Origin of the sequence: Oceanobacillus massiliensis str. N'diop (assembly GCF_000285495.1) — a bacterium.
Taxonomy (GTDB): domain Bacteria; phylum Bacillota; class Bacilli; order Bacillales; family Amphibacillaceae; genus Oceanobacillus; species Oceanobacillus massiliensis.
On sequence record NZ_HE610976.1, the window covers coordinates 853,008 to 872,431 of the forward strand.

General features: G+C 41.8%; 13 protein-coding genes. 2 read left to right on the forward strand and 11 right to left on the reverse strand.

Features of this window, described 5'->3' with window-relative positions:
• Positions 1–503 precede the first annotated feature (503 nt).
• The 7 genes from OMHG_RS04045 to OMHG_RS04075 all read right to left on the reverse strand — a co-directional run bounded on the left by OMHG_RS04045 (position 504) and on the right by OMHG_RS04075 (position 8,022).
• A complete protein-coding gene (locus tag OMHG_RS04045; RefSeq protein WP_010648535.1) occupies positions 504–1,340 on the reverse strand; it encodes an MBL fold metallo-hydrolase in 837 nt (278 codons plus the stop codon).
• Between the two features lie 155 nt (positions 1,341–1,495).
• Complete coding sequence (locus OMHG_RS04050) at positions 1,496–2,143, reverse strand: DUF421 domain-containing protein (protein WP_010648538.1); 648 nt, start codon at positions 2,141–2,143, stop codon at positions 1,496–1,498.
• A gap of 138 nt (positions 2,144–2,281) precedes the next feature.
• Positions 2,282–3,067, reverse strand: coding sequence for a hypothetical protein (locus OMHG_RS04055; protein ID WP_010648540.1), 786 nt, complete (start codon positions 3,065–3,067; stop codon positions 2,282–2,284).
• A complete protein-coding gene (locus OMHG_RS04060) occupies positions 3,060–3,626 on the reverse strand; it encodes an RNA polymerase sigma factor (RefSeq protein WP_010648541.1) in 567 nt (188 codons plus the stop codon). The genes OMHG_RS04055 and OMHG_RS04060 overlap by 8 nt, the downstream gene beginning before the upstream one ends.
• Before the next feature lie 83 nt (positions 3,627–3,709).
• Positions 3,710–4,228, reverse strand: a complete 519-nt coding sequence (locus tag OMHG_RS04065) for a hypothetical protein (protein WP_010648543.1) — start codon at positions 4,226–4,228, stop codon at positions 3,710–3,712.
• A gap of 13 nt (positions 4,229–4,241) precedes the next feature.
• Entirely contained in the window at positions 4,242–5,417 is a 1,176-nt protein-coding gene (locus OMHG_RS04070) for a ParM/StbA family protein (protein WP_010648545.1), read from the reverse strand.
• Between the two features lie 553 nt (positions 5,418–5,970).
• Positions 5,971–8,022, reverse strand: a complete 2,052-nt coding sequence (locus OMHG_RS04075) for a catalase (RefSeq protein ID WP_010648547.1) — start codon at positions 8,020–8,022, stop codon at positions 5,971–5,973.
• 296 nt (positions 8,023–8,318) lie between these two features.
• Between OMHG_RS04075 and OMHG_RS04080 the strand changes: the two genes are divergently transcribed.
• On the forward strand, positions 8,319–9,605 hold the full coding sequence (locus tag OMHG_RS04080) for a GGDEF domain-containing protein (protein WP_010648549.1): 1,287 nt from the start codon (positions 8,319–8,321) through the stop codon (positions 9,603–9,605).
• A gap of 76 nt (positions 9,606–9,681) precedes the next feature.
• On the opposite strand, the gene rlmN is transcribed toward OMHG_RS04080, so the two are convergent.
• From rlmN to OMHG_RS04100, 4 genes are all read right to left on the reverse strand, one after another.
• Positions 9,682–10,749, reverse strand: a complete 1,068-nt coding sequence (gene rlmN / locus OMHG_RS04085; protein WP_010648551.1) for a dual-specificity RNA methyltransferase RlmN — start codon at positions 10,747–10,749, stop codon at positions 9,682–9,684.
• Positions 10,750–10,915: 166 nt separating this feature from the next.
• Entirely contained in the window at positions 10,916–12,400 is a 1,485-nt protein-coding gene (locus OMHG_RS04090; protein ID WP_010648553.1) for a glutamate synthase subunit beta, read from the reverse strand.
• Between the two features lie 125 nt (positions 12,401–12,525).
• Positions 12,526–17,127, reverse strand: a complete 4,602-nt coding sequence (gene gltB / locus OMHG_RS04095) for a glutamate synthase large subunit (RefSeq protein WP_010648555.1) — start codon at positions 17,125–17,127, stop codon at positions 12,526–12,528.
• A gap of 402 nt (positions 17,128–17,529) precedes the next feature.
• Positions 17,530–17,874: a helix-turn-helix domain-containing protein gene (locus OMHG_RS04100; RefSeq protein ID WP_010648557.1), complete on the reverse strand. Its 345-nt coding sequence runs from the start codon at positions 17,872–17,874 to the stop codon at positions 17,530–17,532.
• A 529-nt stretch (positions 17,875–18,403) separates the two neighbouring features.
• Here OMHG_RS04100 and OMHG_RS04105 point away from each other — a divergent pair.
• Positions 18,404–19,420, forward strand: a complete 1,017-nt coding sequence (locus OMHG_RS04105; RefSeq protein WP_010648559.1) for an LLM class flavin-dependent oxidoreductase — start codon at positions 18,404–18,406, stop codon at positions 19,418–19,420.
• Positions 19,421–19,424: the final 4 nt, after the last annotated feature.

A 19,424-nucleotide genomic window follows, 5' to 3' on the forward strand; every position in this document is an offset into this window, starting at 1 on the left:
TAAGACCCCACAGAGAGCGAACTTTGCGAGCGAGGAGGCTTAGCGCGAGCCCGCGGAAAGCGAAGTGTATTTCCGGAGTGGCGATTACCACACTATAATTTCTATAAATAATTGAGAGAGCAGCATAGAAATGGGGAAATTCACTTTAGCTTTTTTGTCTTCAGAAAAAGCCAAGACGCTAAGACCCACTAGATGCACCTGCGTCTGCCAGTAACACTGCGCAGTATGCTTCCTCGGTGCAAGGGAGCAAGGAAGCAATCGCAAGTAGTACTCTGGCTTAGCGCGAGCCCGCGGAAAGCGTAGTGTATTTCCGGAGAGGGGATAAAGCATATCATCAAATTACATCGAATCGAATATCAGTAATTTGATTCAGAAAACCAAATCTTAGCGGAGGAAATACGCGGAATGCGCAGTGTATTTCGGGAGCGGGGGGTAAAGAATCAATCAATTCTAGTTACTAAAAAATGAGAGTGCCTTCTAATGGCAACTCTCACTTATAGGATTTAGTCCCTATCATTTTTTTGCTCTGTCACATATCGCCCATGATCTGGAACGGCTAACTCTTTGAAATTGTCAGCGAGCCTTTTCAGCCCTTCTTGCAATTCCTCGCCTGAAATTGGAACACCATGGCCAGTAATTGCCTTTTGCGGATTTAATGCAGCAAGTTGCTGAACAGATTCTTCTGCCGCTCTCCAATCTGGTGTAAAGTAACGTGGAGGGCCATTCACCTCTTTCGTTTGCAGTGTAACCTTCAACAGTTCATCCTGCTTTACGGTAATGAATGCATCCCCTGCAATCAGGGTCCTGTCCGCTTCTCTGAATAAGGACACCTGCCCACGGCTATGGCCAGGCGTATGGATCCATTTCCACCCTGGCATTCCCGGTACTGTGCCGTCGTCAGGCAATTGGGAAATTCCTCTCAGATTAATGGGTTCATCCGGAAAGAACATTGAAAGCTTGGCAACGAGACCACCTTCAACCGTCCAATCTGGTTCTGGATAGCTTTCTTTTCCCGTTAAGAATGGTAATTCCAGGGTATGGGCAAAGACAGGAATATCCCATTTTTCCACCAGTTCTGCTGCAGCCCCAACGTGATCAAAATGTCCATGAGTCAATATTAGTGCCTTTGGTTTAGCATTTTCCCCATAAATTTCTTCTGCCTGCTCGATAATTTTATCGAAAGACTTCGGCATCCCCGCATCGACCAAAACCCAGTTGTCGGAATTACCGACAAAGCAGAGGTTTACAATCTGATTGGTAAAGCAATACACGTCATCTGCAACTTGTATGAGGTCCCCGCTTCCCACAGATGTCATCGGCATATAACTGTCATGTTCCATTTAAATTTCCTCCCCAAACGGTAATATTAGGATTTTTCCCTTTACCTGCAAAACTTAATCTAACTTAAATAGTACCCGGATTTATTTTCTGAATAACAATCGATGGCACTACATTTCTATACAACTCAAAAGAATGGAAAGCCCATCTTTCAACATTACCTTAAATGCTTTGGCGGGCTATTTTTATGATGGTTTCGCTTCACCTCTGCGAAGATATTCTCCTGTTCACTTTCCTTGAGAGGTTGTTTGTTTATCTTCTGCAGGTAATCATTTGTCCTAGTCTTGTCTATTTGCAGTTCTGCTAAACTTGTTAAAATCACCTCTGCAAATTCATTGAATTCTCTTTTTGTTACAGGCTGTACATCCTGTTTTAGTATAAATCCGATTCTTCCATTCGGCTCAAGTGTTGCCCATTCTACATCACTTAGCTTTGAAACATTCTGAAGCCTTAGATTCATTTCAAGTTGATCTACAGTAATCCTCAGCTTTTGAAGATTTTTTTCGTTAAGTATTCCATTTTCAATAAGAAGTTTTGCCTTGCCCGTCAAAAGACCTTCAAAAAAATCGCCTTTCACCTGAATAAATTCCATTAATATTAATGTTAGAATCAAAACAAGTCCAACCCCAATGGTGACCCAGACATTTTTTCCTGCTAAAGGCTGTATGAGTAACGAGCCGATTCCAATCATAATCACTGTTTGCGCAAGCGTCATCTGAGATATGGACTTTCTGCCCGCCACTCTAAGAAGGAAAGTACCTGCAATTACGATTAGGATTGCTTTCCATACCCAATCAAATTCCATTATGTTACCCCCTTTTCCCGCTTAGTCTTGCAAAAATAACGATATTTATTCTGCATGGTAAGAAGCTCGCTTTTATTCTCATAAAAAAAGCGCAAGCCGCATAGGGCATTGCACTTTTTATTAAGAAGGTTTAAATCTTTATTTAACTACTTTAAAGCTTTCCAGCATATAACTGAATCGCGCCCCGTGACCCTCTGCAGCCTCAAGGAAGTAGACCTGTTTAATGACGAAGACCTGACCTTCATCCTCATCGGTCACATAATAACGGTGTATTGGTGTATCCCATTGTCCTCCATCGCTCGAATATCCGCTGCCCATTGCCTGTATCATTTCTGCCTCAATCGGTACTGTCACACTTTCTTCACGATGCAATTCCATTTTTGGATCCGCTTCAATCGCATCCTTTATAACTGCCTCCACTTCCTTTGTCGTGGTGTCATCCATCCGCGTTATCTCCATATAAACTTCCGGATATCTCTCACCTAGAGGCTCGATCGTCTCGATTCTATCTACCAAGTCACCTTCAACCATTTTGTAGCGATCTTCATCAATATAGATGATATAACGCAGCTCCTCATTCGTTTCCAATTGAACATTTGTATCTTCCTTGTGACCTTCCAGTTCAATTTCCTCCTGCTTTTCCTCAACAAACATATCTTTTAAGTTTTGGATCATTGCCTGCCCTTGATCAGTCATCATTCCAAAGAATAAAATGGTAATTATCGCCACTGTACTTAGCCCGGCAATGGCAAATACCCTTCCTTTTCGCTTCACTTTCCTGGCGGCTTTTACTTTTAGTTCGGCTGTGGATGAGAATAGCTCCTGATTGATCTTATTCCATGTACCATCCTTTAGGTTCATTGCTTCTTCTGTTTGTTTCTTGAGGATTTGCTCCATCTGCTGTTCCATTTTGTCCCTACTCATCAACAACACCTCCTAAAGCTGCTTTTAACTGTTGTCTTGCCTTGTACAGCCTTGATTTCACAGTATTTATATTCAATTGAAGGATGTCTGCAATTTCCTGCTCCGAAAATCCGTTCAGATATTTTAAGACAAGGACCGTCCGATGGTGTTCGCCTAGCAGGTCCAAAGCTGATTCAAGCTGTTCAAAATCCTTTTCTTCATCCATTTGCTGATTCAAATGGTCCAATAGCTGTTCAGATTCAATACTGATTGCTTCTTTGGCCTTTTTTTGCATATATCTTCTGCTTTCATTTACCAAAATTTGATAAAACCACGGCCGAAATGGTTTTGTCATATCATAGGATTCGATATTTCGGAAGACCCTGATAAACGTTTCCTGGACAATATCCGAGGCATCAGCGGAATTTTTTGTTAGTGCATAGGCTGTTCGGAGAGAATAGCCAGCATATTTGTCATACAGTTTTTTAAAGGCTTGCTGGTTTCCTTTTTTATCTTTTTGATAAGCTTTCTTTCCTGATCTGCCAACAGCATTACCCCCCTTATAAATCGTTCTATACAATATATACCTTTGTGAAGTTAAAAAAGTTTTCAATATAAAAAAATACCGAATAAGATTTTCATCCTATTCGGTATCTTTTTTGATTATTTATTCATACTGGAGAAGAAATCACTCAATGGGTCTTCATCTTCTTCCTCAACTTCTTCATGTATATCCAGTCCATCCAGACTAAAATCATCCAGATCAATATCCTTATCCTGATCTAAATTCTTCTGTTTTTCTTTATTCGGGGCTTCCTGAAGGTATAAAGCTTCATCAATATCACTCGTATTGCTGTTTAGCGCGGCCAGCAAAGTGGTAGCACGCATTGGATCACTTAATAAGTGATGCAGTATGCTCCCAATAAGCGCCTCTGAGTGTTCATGCTTCAGCCAGCTTCTCTGTTCCTTTGTGAGCTGCTTCGGAAGCGGAATCGTTACCGTTTCCTTCTCTCTTCCAGAGGTTTCATTGACACCTTTTAGAACGAATCCGGCAATTTTGCTCGAAAAGTTCCTTCGCTCGGTTTCCTTCAGATTCTGCAATTTTTTCAATAAGTAATCAGGTGTATCGGAGGGGACACGAAACGTGATCGATTGGCCCCTCTCTATACTATTTTTCGACATGATCTCACCCTATTTATTTTGCTTTTGAAGTCGCTTTTTCTTCCTTTGTATCTTTTACAGGTTCAGCCTTACGAATAAAATCGGAAATCAGTTTATAATAAGCATTCGCCATCATCCAAATACTTTCATTTTCATCCTCAAAGAATTCAATATTAAAACCATCCAGCTTGTTATTCAATGCTTTTATATAGTCTTTAAGGACAGCAGATCCTCCACCAACGAAATAGCATATCTCGGATTGAGAGTTCTTCGCCCAGACATTGCGCAAGAAACGATATTCTTTCTTCGCAAGTTCAAGCAGAATATGATCTGTAATATCATGTACGTTCGTTCTGCTTCCTTTTACCATAATATGGTGACGGTCATTCTTTCTAGTGATGATATCCACCACATCACGGCGACTGTCCAGTTCCACTCCGTGCTTGGATCGAATCTCTTCCCGGATATCTTCCAATGATTCAGATACGCCCAAATTGAATCCTTGTGCTTTGTCATCATCCACATTTCTATTTCGGATTACGGCGATATCGGTTGATAGGCCTCCTATATCCTGGATCAATATCTGTTTATCAATCAATTCCTTATTGATTACTTTCAACTCGTTATCCATAATCAGATTAACATAGGCAGCAAAGCCTTCCGGATATACTTTAACTTCTTCAAACTTAATATTTACCTTTTTCCCCTGGTATCTCGGTGTGATCAGAAATTCTACCTGATGAACGGAACCTAATAGCTCTGAACGGTATCCGACATCCTTACCTTCTTTGACTTCCCTTAACGGCAGGCCGGTTCCCAGTGTATAAAGGGCATCAATAACCTGATTTTTTTCTTTAAAATCTTCTGTGCTGACTGCGTCCAGGGCCAGTGCAGCGAATAACATGATAAGCGTCTGATCTTCTTCTGATTTACTGCTTCCTGGATCAAGTTCCTGTGAATTAGTAGTTTTTGTTGCTAGATTTCCTACTCGATAAATAATGCCATTTTCATCTAGGGCTGGCGAGTGAACCCGGATATGAATATTGTCCAATACATCTTTTTGATCCAATTCTTCAATTCCAATGACAGGTCGGTCTTCTAAATCAGGGGCAATAACGTTAGGTATATACAATTCATTTTCCAATTTACCAAAATTTCCTTTTAATGCATCGTTTCCGACGTCTACTGCCGCTACTCTCGATTTCACCATTTTTTATTTCCCCTCTCTCATTTTCCATTCATTACTAGAATAATTGTTTTTCAATAAATATACAATAACGCAATGAATGTATTCTTTTATGTATACATGCATACAATCTGCACACGTTGTTATAACGGGGTGTGTTCCATTTTGTATACATGTTTACTTTTTTGAAAACAATATTACTTTTAAAGTATACATGTACACAATAATGTAATCAAGTGTAAAGACAACCGAATTTTTCTCTATCCCCTCCCCTGACTATCACTTAGCATATAGGCTGTTTTCATATAAAATTTCTAAACGCGCGACATAGCTTTCCATGGAGTGGATTTCAAACAAGTATATAAATATAGATAGAGTAATATAGATACCCATCGAAATCTAAAACATAACAAGTACTTGATAATAAAAAGAAGATCCAATTATGATGCAGGAAATATACGGAGACTCATTGTAATAGCACGCAGCTTCTATCAACTGCAAAATATGGTACAACAATACTTCCGGGAAGGTTCCCATAAAAAAATAGGGTGATATATATCACCCTATTTCATATAATCTATTCCATTACGGCACGTGACCAGTGGCGATGCTTCGTGATTGCCTCTGTAAAGTCAGATACAAATGTGTCATTAACGTCACCAGTAATAATACCTGGTGCTTTAAGCATACTATTTTCCTGCAGAACGTTTATACCTGCATGTGTTGCACCAATGGCTTTATAATGTGTGTAAGCCTCTTTTACAAAGGCTACTGTCTTTTGATAGAATGTCTGATTGGACATATCCCCTCCAGCAACATAAACGGCGTCAAATAAAACAGAATCGGCTGTCAGGAAGGTGTGAACAGCATTAACCTTAATACCCTCTGTACCTGTAATGACACCTAATTTCTCACTGACAATCTCCGGCTGAAGACCTTTTTCCTGCAAGTCATTCAGAATCGTATATACATCTTTTCCATCGAACCCTTCGCTTACCAATACAGCCACTTTCCGTGTATCAGGCAGTTTACGCGTATTCTCCTGACTCAGAGCTGGTGAGGTCTTAGTAACATTCGATCCTCCTTGCTCTGGTGGTGCTATACCAATATTATCGGCAACTTTCTGAGCCATCTCCAGGCTTACATTTGCAAACATATCAACGACCTGCTCCTGAATCGCCTTTTCCTTGCATTTACCAAGCTCAAAGCTAAAAGCCTTCACAATATGCGCTTTCTCCGTTGCGCTCATACTATTCCAGAAAAGGGTCGCTTGCGAAAAGTGGTCGAGAAAACTATTACTTCTCGCCTTTACTTTACGTCCTTCCACTTTCTCCTGGTAGTGGGCATAACCGCCATCATCTTCAGCAGCCGTTTCAGGTGTATTTTGAGCCAATGAATTATTGTGATAGCTTACAGGACCTTTGTTAATCGTCTGTCTGCCATATCCATCACGCTGATTATTATGAAACGGACATACAGGTCGATTGATGGGCAATTCATGGAAATTGGGTCCTCCGAGACGAATAAGCTGTGTATCCGTATAGGAGAATAACCTGCCCTGGAGAAGCGGGTCATTGGTGAAGTCGATGCCCGGAACAACATGGCCCGGATGGAATGCAACTTGTTCCGTTTCAGCAAAGACATTGTCCACGTTGCGATTGAGTGTCATTTTTCCGATGATTTGTACAGGGACATCCTCCTCCGGCCAAATTTTCGTCGGATCGAGTATATCAAAGTCAAACATAAACTCATCGGCCTCATCGATAATCTGAACACCTAATTCAAACTCGGGATAATCCCCTTTTTCAATTGATTCGTAGAGATCCATTCTGTGAAAATCAGGGTTTTTACCACTGATTTTCTGCGCCTCGTCCCAAACGAGGGAATGGACACCCAGCTTCGGTTTCCAGTGGAACTTAACAAAATGGCTTTTTCCCTCGGCATTTACCAAACGGAAGGTATGTACACCAAACCCTTCCATCATGCGAAAACTTCTCGGTAATGCCCTGTCGGATAAATGCCACATAATCATGTGTGCCGTTTCCTGGTTATTCGCGACAAAGTCCCAGAATGTATCATGCGCAGAAGCTGCCTGGGGGATTTCATTATGCGGTTCGGGTTTAACAGCATGGATTAAATCTGGGAATTTGACGGCATCCTGAATGAAGAAGACCGGGATATTATTCCCAACAAGATCATAATTGCCTTCCTCTGTATAGAATTTAGTTGCAAACCCTCTGACATCACGTACAGTCTCTGCTGATCCCCGATTGCCGGCAACGGTTGAAAAACGGACAAATACTGGAGTTGTAGAACCTGGTTTCTGGAGAAACTTCGCTTTTGAATACTTTTCCATTGATTCATAAAGTTCAAATTCACCATGGGCCGCATAGCCTCTAGCATGTACAATACGTTCAGGAATACGTTCATGGTCGAAATGGGTCATCTTTTCCCGAAAATGGAAGTCTTCCATTAGTGTCGGACCACGATCACCCGCTTTTAGAGAGAATTCATCCTCAGAGACCCTTAATCCCTGATTCGTGGTCATCTTCTTCCCGCGATCATCCACACGGAATTGTTCAAGCTGTTCATTCTTACTATTACCATTCACCTTAAAATCATCGCTCATAAGCTTGATTCCTCCTCTATATTTTAGATAGTTGCTCCATAAATCCTCTTCCCTGCCACAAATAAAAATAAACAGCTATCTCATGGATGAAATGACGTGCAAATCACGGCTCCCCTATCTTATTGGTTCCAAATTATCTAAAAAAGCGATTAATTTATATCTCAAAAACTTAAAATTTTCATATTTTCTAACTATATTTTCAGAAAATATGCTATTATAAAAATAGAATAGGAAATAATACCCACTTGCATAGCGACAATTACGATTCCTAAATAAATTTGAAAGGACAAACGATAATGTTTAGGCTAAAAGTTTTTATCATTAGTATTTTTATCATTTCATTAATTGTTGCTATCGCTTCGGGTCCGATAAATATAGAGATTCCTTTTTATCTGCAAGTGTTTTTTGTCTATCTTTTATTTACAACGCTCTATTCACATCTGAAAACAATTGTTAAAACAGGAAATGTCAATGTAGATTACAGTATTTCCTATGCACTTTCGTTTATTTTATTTGCTGGCCCGCTAGGTCTGTTTATCTTTGAAATTGTTAACCGTTTCTACGTCTATTTTTACCGAAAAAAAGTAGGTACGGCGGATGAAGATGAACTGTTGCATACGTTCTACAATATTGGTGGCCCTGCGCTGCTCAATGCTTTTGGATACCTTATCTTCTATAGTCTAATTCCATACGTTGAAGAAATCCCATTTGGATTTTGGGGATTGATTATTGCCATTGTAACGCTTACGGACTTTTTGTCCTCGCTCCTTCTTCTTGCCATATTTCATTTTGCCGGAAATATTAATACCGGTCAGGATGCTTGGGACTTTATACGAGCCAGAAGCTTTATGGATACATTGAAAAGAGGAATATCGAATGGACTGCTTTACATTTTTCTTATGGAGGGGCAATGGGAGCTATTAATTGCTCTGTTCGTGCTTAATTACCTTGTCAGCCGGTCAGGCGTCCTGCAATCGAAAAGCATCCAGCATAAGATTGAGCGTGATAGATTCGAGCATATGGCATATACTGATTTCCTCACAAAGATTTATAATAGGACCTATATGAATAAAATCATGAATGAATTAAACCATTCAGCAGAGAAAATAGGTATCATCGTTACGGATATCGATACTTTCAAACGGGTAAACGACAAATATAACCACGCTGTAGGCGATGCCGTCATCCAAAGCTTTGCCACAACTTTGGATCGACTTCTAGGTGAAGAGGATTATCTATTCAGAAGCGGCGGAGAAGAGTTCACCATATTTCTCAGGAAAAAAAGCTATTCAGAATGTACGGAGCTTGTTCAGCGTCTGCAGCAGGAAGTCGAACGGGCACCCGCACATTGCGAATTCCGCTCGAAAACAATTAAAATTTCTTATACGGCTTCATTTGGGCTATATTATTTTCAATGCAATCCTGGAAATGATATTAAAAGTGCCTATATACACGCAGATGATTTGTTATTCAAAGCAAAAAACCAAGGTAAAAATCAGGCATCTGTTAAGAACGGCATACAGGATACACCTCTTTCAGTCAGATATGCTTCGCTAGGACCAACAGAAAAAGTTAAGATATAAGCAAGCAAAAAAACCCCCGCTGAAATAAATTCAGCAGGGGTTTTCCTTATCTATCAGTTATAACTATTTTAATTGATTATACCGCTTTAGACTTCTTAATCTGCTTGCTTCTTAACTGACCGCAGGCAGCATCAATGTCTGCTCCGTTTTCCCAGCGGACACCACAGTTAATGCCCCTATCCTTTAGTGTTTCATAGAAAGCTTGGATTGACTCTGACTGACTGCGCTGATAATCAATATGTTCATCAACGGTGTTGTAAGGAATCAGATTCACATAGGCTAAATGGCGATGATCATTGATAAGATTTGCCAATTGAATCGCTTCTTCGCGGTGATCGTTAACGTCTCTTAACATAATGTATTCATAAGTGATTCGCCTGTTCTTCTTCTCCAAATAGTAGTCGACAGCCTTCATTAGCTTTTCTATTGGGAATGCCTTATTTATCTTCATAATGCGTGTACGAAGGTCATTATTCGGTGCATGCAGCGAAATGGCCAGGTTCACTTGCAGATCCTGATCTGCAAATTCATAGATTTTATGGGCAAGTCCGCTTGTTGAAACCGTAATATGTCTCGCACCTATATTAAGGCCGCGATCGTCATTTACCACATGAAGGAAATCCATTAGATTCGTAAAGTTATCAAGCGGCTCTCCGATACCCATAACGACTATGTGGCTGACCCGTTCATCATTCCCCATTGTATCCAGATGCTTTTGAACGTTCATAATCTGCTCGACAATCTCTCCACTGGATAAATCACGGCTCTTTCTCAAGAGACCACTTGCACAGAATGTACACCCAATATTACAGCCGACCTGTGTCGTTACACATACGGATAATCCATAGTGGAAACGCATAAGCACCGTTTCGATAAGGTTGCCGTCTTCCAATTTAAAGAGGAATTTAATGGTACCATCCTTAGACTCCTGTCTGATTTCTTCGCCTAACGTATGCAGGACGAAGCTATTATCAAGAAGTTCAATGGTTTCCTTATTTACATTTTTCATTTCATTAAAATTTGAGATACGTTTCTTATATAGCCAGTTCCACACCTGATCGGCACGGAAACGCTTTTCACCTTGCTCTACAAGCCAGTCTGTCAGTTGTTCGTATGTTAGTCCATAAATGGATGTTTTACTCATTGTATACCCTCATTTCGAATCATTGCTATTACTATACTACATATTACTCTATCTAACACACAGTAGCAAATGGTTTTTACCGGGATTACGAACCTAAAAGCTTTATCTCTTATAATCCTATAATGAACAAAAAAATGCTGTGGAATACTCTCCACAGCATTTTTTGTTAAGGCAGCATCGTTTCACCCATGAGATACAGGTCACATTCACGGGCTGCCGCTCTACCTTCATTAATTGCCCAAACAATCAGGCTTTGACCTCTGCGCATATCCCCCGCAGCAAAGACACCTTCTACATTGGTCTTGAAATTACCATAGGTAGCTTTCACGGTCGAACGCATCGTAGTTTCTACATTCAGCTTGCTGATTAAATTCTGGTCAGGTCCCTTGAAACCAATCGCAATCAGCACCAGATCAGCTGGCCAGACTTCTTCCGTACCGGGAATTTCTTCACGGATTTTTTTGCCATGCTCATAACGCGTTTTCACTTTAACGGTATGCACTTCTTTTACATGACCGGTTTCATCGCCTACAAATTTAGTTGTTTGCACTGCATAGGCCCGCGGATCTTCCCCTTGATGCGCCTTTGCTTCAGCATGGCCGTATTCTACTCGATGAATGATTGGGTATTGCGGCCATGGGTTGGAATCCACTTCACGAAGCAGGTTCTTTTTTTCATAAATATCAAACTGTGTTAAGCTTTTGCAATTATGTCGGACAGACGTTGCCAGACAATCTGTGCCCGTGTCTCCCCCGCCAATTACAATTACGTCTTTATGTTCAGCAGATATATAGTTTCCATCCTCCAGATTTGAATCAAGCAGGCTTTCTACATTTGCATGCAGGAAGTCCATTGCTGGATGGATACCCTTAAGATCGCTGCCCTCTACTTCCATTTCACGATGGAGAGTTGCTCCGCCGCACATAATTGTGGCATCAAATTCCGATTTCAGATCTTCAACCGTAATATCTTTTCCAACATCGGTATTGGTGATAAATTCAATGCCTTCCTGCTCTAGAATAGACACACGTCTCATCACAATATCGTAGGAAAGCTTCATTTCAGGAATTCCGTAGGTTAATAGCCCGCCAACTCGTCTGTCGCGCTCAAATACCGTTACAGAATGACCTGCTTTGTTCAATTGATCTGCTGCTGCCAATCCTGCTGGCCCCGATCCAACAACCGCCACTCTCTTTCCGGTACGGTTTTTAGGCGGATTTGGTGTAACCCACCCCTCAGCAAAGCCTTTCTCGATTATGGAACGCTCTACCGTTCTGATAGCAACGGCAGGTTCATTGATTCCCAGCACACACGCACCTTCACATGGTGCCGGACAAGCGATTCCGGTAAATTCCGGGAAATTGTTCTTCTGATGCTCACGTTCCAATGCCTCTTTCCACTGTCCCTCATAAACAAGGTTATTCCATTCAGGGATAAGATGGTTGACCGGGCAACCTGAAGTCACACCATTAATCTCCATGCCGGAGTGGCATGTAGGTACCCCGCAGTCCATGCAGCGAGCACCTTGTACTTTAACCTCTTCCTCTGATAAAGGAGCAGTATAATCGTTCCAATCTCGTATTCGCTCTTGCGGATCCCTTCCCGGACGGGTTTGACGATCATACTCCATGAATCCAGTTTGTTTACCCATCAAAAGCCCCCCTCTTCTTTTTAAATGCCATTCAACCATTTTCTCAGAAGTGAACATGTAAATTCCCTTCCGTTCGAAAGCGCCTAACAATCACTCAGCACTGGCCAGCATCTCACGTTTATAGGTTAAATGATTTCTATCTTGTGTTTTTTCTCATTAAATCTATTATTGCTTTCTTCGAATGCCCGCATTTCAGCATCGAATTTAGTCAAGCCACTATCCATCAGGAAGGTGATGCGCTCTCTCATTTTTACGTAGGCTTTCGGGATGACACGTACAAATTGTCTGGAGTATTTTTCCCAATAATTGAGAATACGCTCACCGTGTGAACTGTCTGTATACCTGATATGATTCTGAATCAGTTTATACACCGCATCTAGTTCTTTCTGGTCATCTACCTCTCCAACATGCACCATTGCAGGATTAACCATATTACGGAAACTGTTATCTTCGTCAAATACATATGCAACACCACCAGACATACCTGCTGCAAAGTTTCTGCCGGTTGCTCCGAGAATGACGACGGTACCGCCTGTCATATACTCACAACCATGATCGCCGATACCTTCTACAACGATGGTTGCACCGCTGTTCCTTACAGCGAAGCGTTCACCTGCAATCCCTCGAATATAGGCTTCTCCAGCAGATGCGCCGTAAAAGGCGACATTTCCAATAATGGTATTTTCCTCAGGGCGGAAGGTGACCACCGGGGAGGTCTTGACAATGATTTTTCCACCTGATAGGCCCTTTCCGACAAAATCGTTTGCATCTCCTGTAAGATTCAATGTCATCCCATGAGGAATGAATGCTCCAAAGCTTTGACCAGCACATCCATTGAAGTTCAATTTAATCGTGTCTTCCGGCAGTCCACCAGCACCATATTTTTTGGTTATTTCACTTCCGAGGAGTGTACCTGTAACACGATTAATATTCCGAATAGCCACGGTAAATTCAATCGGTGTTCCATCTTCTATGGCACTTTCGCAGATTGGGATCAATTCCTGATAATCAAGCGTCTTTTCAATCCCATGATCTTGTGATCTGGTTGCATATTGATCAATCTTAAAAGATAGCTCAGGACGGTACAGCAATGCTGTAAGGTCAAGATCTTTCGCCTTCCAATGATCAATCTCTTTAGCTTCCAGTACATCTGACCGTCCAATCATCTCATTGATTGTTCTGAAGCCAAGCTCTGCCATCAATTCTCTCGTTTCCCGGGCAATAAATTTCATAAAGTTAACCACATGTTCCGGATCACCATTAAACTTCTTCCTCAGTTCCGGATTCTGTGTCGCAATACCAACCGGGCATGTATCCAAATGACAAACACGCATCATCACGCAACCTAGTGCTACCAGTGGTGCTGTGGAGAAACCATATTCCTCAGCCCCAAGCAATGCAGATACAACGACATCTCTTCCTGTCATCATCTTTCCATCTGTTTCCACTGTAATCCTGTCGCGAAGTCCATTAAGAAGAAGGGTCTGATGTGTTTCGGCAAGCCCAATTTCCCAAGGCAATCCAGTATGCTTCAGGCTCGTTCTTGGGGCAGCTCCGGTCCCCCCGTCATATCCGCTGATGACAACATGATCGGCACGGCCTTTAGCAACACCCGCAGCAATCGTACCGACACCAACTGCAGACACCAGCTTAACACTGATACGTGCATTAGGATTTGCGTTCTTCAGATTGAAAATCAGTTCTGCCAAATCCTCAATCGAATAGATATCATGATGCGGAGGAGGTGAAATCAATTCAACACCTGGGGTTGAACCGCGTACCTCGGCAACCCATGGATAAACCTTTTTGCCCGGCAATTGTCCACCTTCACCAGGCTTTGCCCCTTGAGCAACCTTGATTTGGATTTCATCAGCGTTAACCAAATAATTACTATTGACACCGAAACGTCCTGATGCAACCTGTTTCACGGCACTTCTTCTTAAATCTCCATTTTCATCAGGCAGGAAACGGTCCGGTGATTCACCACCCTCACCTGTATTGCTGCGCCCTCCAAGACGGTTCATGGCAATCGCCAATGCTTCATGAGCCTCTTGACTGATTGATCCAAAGGACATGGCGCCTGTTTTAAATCTGCGAACAATCGACTCTATTGGTTCCACTTGCTCAATCGGTACAGGTGTACGCTCTTTGAACCTAATTAAACCGCGGAGTGACTGAAGATTATTTTTCTCATCTGTCAGCATCTTGGAATATTCTTTGAAGAGATCATAATCATTGCTGCGAACTGAATGCTGCAATGTTTGAATCGTTCTTGGATTATATTGATGATCCTCACCATCTTCACGGAACTGAAACTCATCCCCAGCGGAGAGATCATAATTGCCTCCCCTGTTTTCTTTAAAGGCATTCCTATGACGCATTAACGTTTCTTTCTCGATTACGTCCAGTCCAATACCTCCAAGACGGGATGCAGTACCGGTAAAATATTTTTCAACAACCGTTTCTTTGATGCCAACAGCTTCAAAAATCTGTGCACCACGATAGCTTTGAATTGTGGAAATGCCCATTTTGGATAATATTTTAATGATTCCTTCCGTTACCGCGGTAACATACCTTTCCTGTGCAAGTCTTTCCGATACAGCTGTCAGCTCACCTTTCTCCATCAGGTCTGAGAATGTATCAAATGCCAAATATGGATTGATGCCCTCAGCACCATAGCCAATCAATGCTGCAAAATGATGCACCTCTCTCGGTTCACCCGATTCAACAAGTATACTTACCTTTGTGCGGATCCCCTTTCGAATCAGATGATGGTGCAAGCCAGATACAGCAAGCAATGCCGGAATTGCGGCTTTATCCTCTGAAACTCCTCTATCGGAGAGGATCAGTAATGTCACTCCCGCATCAATTGCTGCATCCGCCTTGATAAACAATTCTTCCAGAGCTCTTTCCAGCTTATTTTCGCCTTCTTTAGCAGTGAATAGAGTTGATAGGGTTACGGCCCGGAAATCTTGCAGTTGCTGTTTCCGAAGCTTTTCGAGTTCAGTATTTAACAGGATTGGCGTCTCCAGACGAATGTGCCTGCAATTTTCTGCTGTAGGCTGAACAAGGTTCCCTTCTGCTCCAATCGTCGTTTCCACCATTGTAATTATCTTCTCTCGTATGGCATCAAGCGGAGGATTGGTTACCTGAGCGAATAGCTGTTTGAAATAGTTATAGAGCAGCTGCGGCTGTTTCGACAATACTGCCAAGGGCGAATCATACCCCATGGAACCAACCGGATCTTTTCCGTCAGACACAAGCGGCTTCATTATTTTATTGAGTTCTTCCCTCGTATAGCCAAATGCGAGCTGTTGTACCAATAATTCATCGCCGGTATATGCAGGATGTTCAAAGTCCGCTTCCGGCAATTCTTCCAGTTTGATTTTATTTTCAAGCCACTTCTTATATGGCTGTTGAGAAGCAATTTCCATCTTGATTGTTTCATCAGGAATAATTACTCCCTTTTCCAAATCAATCAGAAGCATTTTTCCAGGTGTCAGTCTTTCTTTATATAAAATATCGTCAGCAAAGATATCAAGGGCACCAACTTCTGAACCGAGTACTACCATTCCATCCTTGGTCACATAGTATCTTGCTGGACGAAGACCATTCCTATCAAGGCATGCACCAATCTGTCGGCCATCTGTAAAAACTAAGGCAGCAGGGCCATCCCACGGCTCCATTAATGTACTATGATATTCATAAAAATCGCGTTTTTCGTCCCTGATCTTGTCATCATTCGACCACGGCTCCGGAACCATCATCATGGCAGTATGGGCGAGCGATCTGCCTGACATATGCAGAAATTCAAACGTGTTATCAAAGATTGATGAATCACTGCCATCTATATCCATAACCGGCAGAATTTTTTTCAAATCTGCATCATCAAAATTTTCTGACACACAAAGCTTTTCACGGGCCTGCATCCAATTGACATTGCCGCGCAGTGTATTGAATTCACCGTTATGAATGGTGTAGCGGTTTGGATGCGATCTCTTCCAGCTTGGGAATGTGTTGGTACTGAAACGGGAATGTACAAGTGCAAGTGCTGATTTGAAATCCGGATGATTCAAATCAATATAAAAAGCATCCAATTGTTCAGGTACGAGCATTCCTTTGTAAACAATCGTTCTTGTCGAAAGGCTGCAAATATAGACATCTTCATATTCCAGCGTATCAGCTACGGCCTTCTCAATACGCTTACGAATCACAAACATTTTTCGTTCAAATGCATCCTGGTCTTTGATATCATCCGACTTCCGAATAAAAAATTGGCGGATAGCAGGCGCGCTTTTTGCTGCCACCTTTCCAATGAAAGATTCATTTATTGGTACGGGGCGCCACCCTAAAAAGGTTTGTCCCTCTTCTTCTATAATCGATTCTATTGTTGCTCTGCATGCCCGGCGAAGCTGTCTATCACGTGGCAGAAACGCCATACCTACCCCATAATCACCTTCACGTGGAAGCGAAATATTTTCCTTTGCACATTGCTGCTGGAAAAAACGATCGGGAATCTGCGTCAGAATTCCTGCCCCATCACCAGTACTTGTATCGGCAGATTGTCCACCGCGATGTTCTAAGTTACATAGTATATTGATGGCATTCTGTACGATGCTATGTGTTTTCTTTCCATTTATATTTGCTATCATTCCGATTCCGCATGCTTCGTGCTCAAAATCCGGACGATATAATCCCTGTGGTATAGGATATCCATTTCTAGTCATCAAAACAGCTCCTCTCTGGTATTCTTCATGTAAAAGGAGTAAAAACCTAATTTACGAAGGGATACTCTCTTCATGTTAGATTATTATATCATAAAACATATGTTAACATAAAATTCAGACTTCATTTTTTCGTGCAAATATGTAGAAAAATGCGAATGGAAGCGTTATCTTAAAGAGGTGCGCTTTCTTAATAAAACCTTGATAAATCAAGGTTTTCCAGGAGGTTTTCACAAAAGTTGAAACTTTTTTTGACAGATTTTCTAACTAACTTGGAACAAGGGGGTTTGATTATTTAGAAATCAGCAATTTTCTGATGCCAAATTCATTAAACAGACTTTGGAAAAGGACATGCGCTTACGGCTTGCAAATCCTCCCCTTTTATACATTAAGATAAGGTACATTCTATTTATCAGGCAGTCTTTCATTCTTCCATTTCGCAAACTCTATCACCGATTTAAATTCCTGTAATTGCTCTTTTTTAACCCCGGATTCCCTTAGCTCATTCACAAAATCCAACCATTCGCCCGTTAAGGCCTGTCCCTTGTCGTCAGCATCATTGCCAATCAGCGCGTGGATATCCACACCCAATACCCCCGCGAGTTTTTCGATGATGGCAATAGATGGATTCTGGTTCAGATTACGTTCTATATTGCTGAGATACGACTTGGAGATATTAGCCCTCTCGGCACACTCAGATAAACTAAGTCCATTCTCTTTACGGAGTCTATGTATTTTTCTGCCTATCAATTTTTTGCCTCCTACCTTCCTGAAATTAAAGCCCCCCATTACAGATTGCCGCAATTCCGAAAGAGACCGCTGCTGTATCCTTTGCTTACACCCTTTTGTTTATGCCTATTTAAAATAATCCATGGTAAAGGAAAAGGGCTAACATCTACTGTCTCCAGGTTCCGATTAATCGCTTATTTGTTATAGTTTAGTTCATTATAAAGAACAAGTCAATACGTATTATCTTATTCTATATCGTTACAGCTGTAAGAATTTGCAACAGCTTCAGGATACCGCGCATTATCCACATCTCCGTGTAAACCCACTTAAATCAGGATTATTAGGCAAATATAAATAATGAAATTATTGACTGTTTTCATGAACTCCAATCGAAAAGCATAACTATTATATAACTGCATTCGACTATTTTATTCTTAATAAAGAACAAAAATAAGAGATATACATAGCTTCGAAATCAAGCTAATCGTTGGACTACCCGTCCTAAAAGCAGTATCATTTCTTACTACAACCATAACAAGGAGTGAATAAAATGACTTCAGCTAATATAAAGAAATTCAATAATATTCCATTGTCTGTACTTGATTTAGCGCCTATCACGGAAGGAAGTACTGCGAGCCAGTCTTTCAAGGAGAGCGTAGAACTGGCACAGCATGCGGATAAATGGGGCTTTAACCGGTACTGGCTGGCCGAGCATCATAACATGCCAGGTATTGCAAGTTCCGCAACATCTGTCCTGATCGGCCATATTGCCGGAAAAACAAATCATATGCGGATCGGTTCTGGCGGGGTGATGCTCCCTAACCATGCAACACTCGTCATTGCAGAACAGTTTGGTACACTGGAATCCCTTTATCCAGGGAGGATTGACCTTGGACTCGGACGGGCACCCGGCAGTGATCAGGCTACCGCATACGCTTTACGCCGCACATTGAATGCAGGTCCTAATGACTTCCCAATGCAAGTGAATGAACTCCAGGATTACTTCTCTGAGGAACCTGTTTCGCGTGTCAAATCCGTACCGGGACAAGGTCTTGATATTCCTATCTGGCTGCTCGGATCCAGTGATTTCAGTGCTCGCCTCGCAGCGCAAAAAGGCTTGTACTTCTCTTTTGCCAGCCATTTTGCACCGGCATATACGATTCCGGCACTACAACTGTATCGGGATAATTTCCAGCCATCTGAAACGCTTGAAAAGCCGTATGCAATGGTTGGGGTAAACGTAATTGCAGCAGAGACGGACGAAAAGGCACAATATCTGGCAAGTTCCCATCGAATGCAGTTTTTGAATATGCGCCGCGGAGAGCAAACAAAGCTTCAACCGCCAATTGATAATATAGATGAGGTCTGGTCACCAATGGAAAAAGCTGCAGTAGAAGAATCTCTGGATCCCCGTACAACCATTGTCGGCAGTCCAGAAACAGTCAAAAAAGGTCTGGCCGCTTTCCAGGAAGCAACACAAGCTGATGAGATGATAATCAGCTCACAGATCTATCATTTGGAAGACCGTATTCGTTCCTATGAAATTATTTCGGAACTAATGGATTGATTGC

What these genes read in the sequence shown, in the direction of transcription:
- OMHG_RS04045 (WP_010648535.1), bottom strand. Translation starts at nt 1,340, where the DNA reads ATGGAACATGACAGTTATATGCCGATGACATCTGTGGGAAGCGGGGAC.
- OMHG_RS04050 (WP_010648538.1), bottom strand. Translation starts at nt 2,143, where the DNA reads ATGGAATTTGATTGGGTATGGAAAGCAATCCTAATCGTAATTGCAGGT.
- OMHG_RS04055 (WP_010648540.1), bottom strand. Translation starts at nt 3,067, where the DNA reads ATGAGTAGGGACAAAATGGAACAGCAGATGGAGCAAATCCTCAAGAAA.
- OMHG_RS04065 (WP_010648543.1), bottom strand. Translation starts at nt 4,228, where the DNA reads ATGTCGAAAAATAGTATAGAGAGGGGCCAATCGATCACGTTTCGTGTC.
- OMHG_RS04070 (WP_010648545.1), bottom strand. Translation starts at nt 5,417, where the DNA reads ATGGTGAAATCGAGAGTAGCGGCAGTAGACGTCGGAAACGATGCATTA.
- OMHG_RS04075 (WP_010648547.1), bottom strand. Translation starts at nt 8,022, where the DNA reads ATGAGCGATGATTTTAAGGTGAATGGTAATAGTAAGAATGAACAGCTT.
- OMHG_RS04080 (WP_010648549.1), top strand. Translation starts at nt 8,319, where the DNA reads ATGTTTAGGCTAAAAGTTTTTATCATTAGTATTTTTATCATTTCATTA.
- rlmN (WP_010648551.1), bottom strand. Translation starts at nt 10,749, where the DNA reads ATGAGTAAAACATCCATTTATGGACTAACATACGAACAACTGACAGAC.
- OMHG_RS04090 (WP_010648553.1), bottom strand. Translation starts at nt 12,400, where the DNA reads ATGGGTAAACAAACTGGATTCATGGAGTATGATCGTCAAACCCGTCCG.
- gltB (WP_010648555.1), bottom strand. Translation starts at nt 17,127, where the DNA reads ATGACTAGAAATGGATATCCTATACCACAGGGATTATATCGTCCGGAT.
- OMHG_RS04105 (WP_010648559.1), top strand. Translation starts at nt 18,404, where the DNA reads ATGACTTCAGCTAATATAAAGAAATTCAATAATATTCCATTGTCTGTA.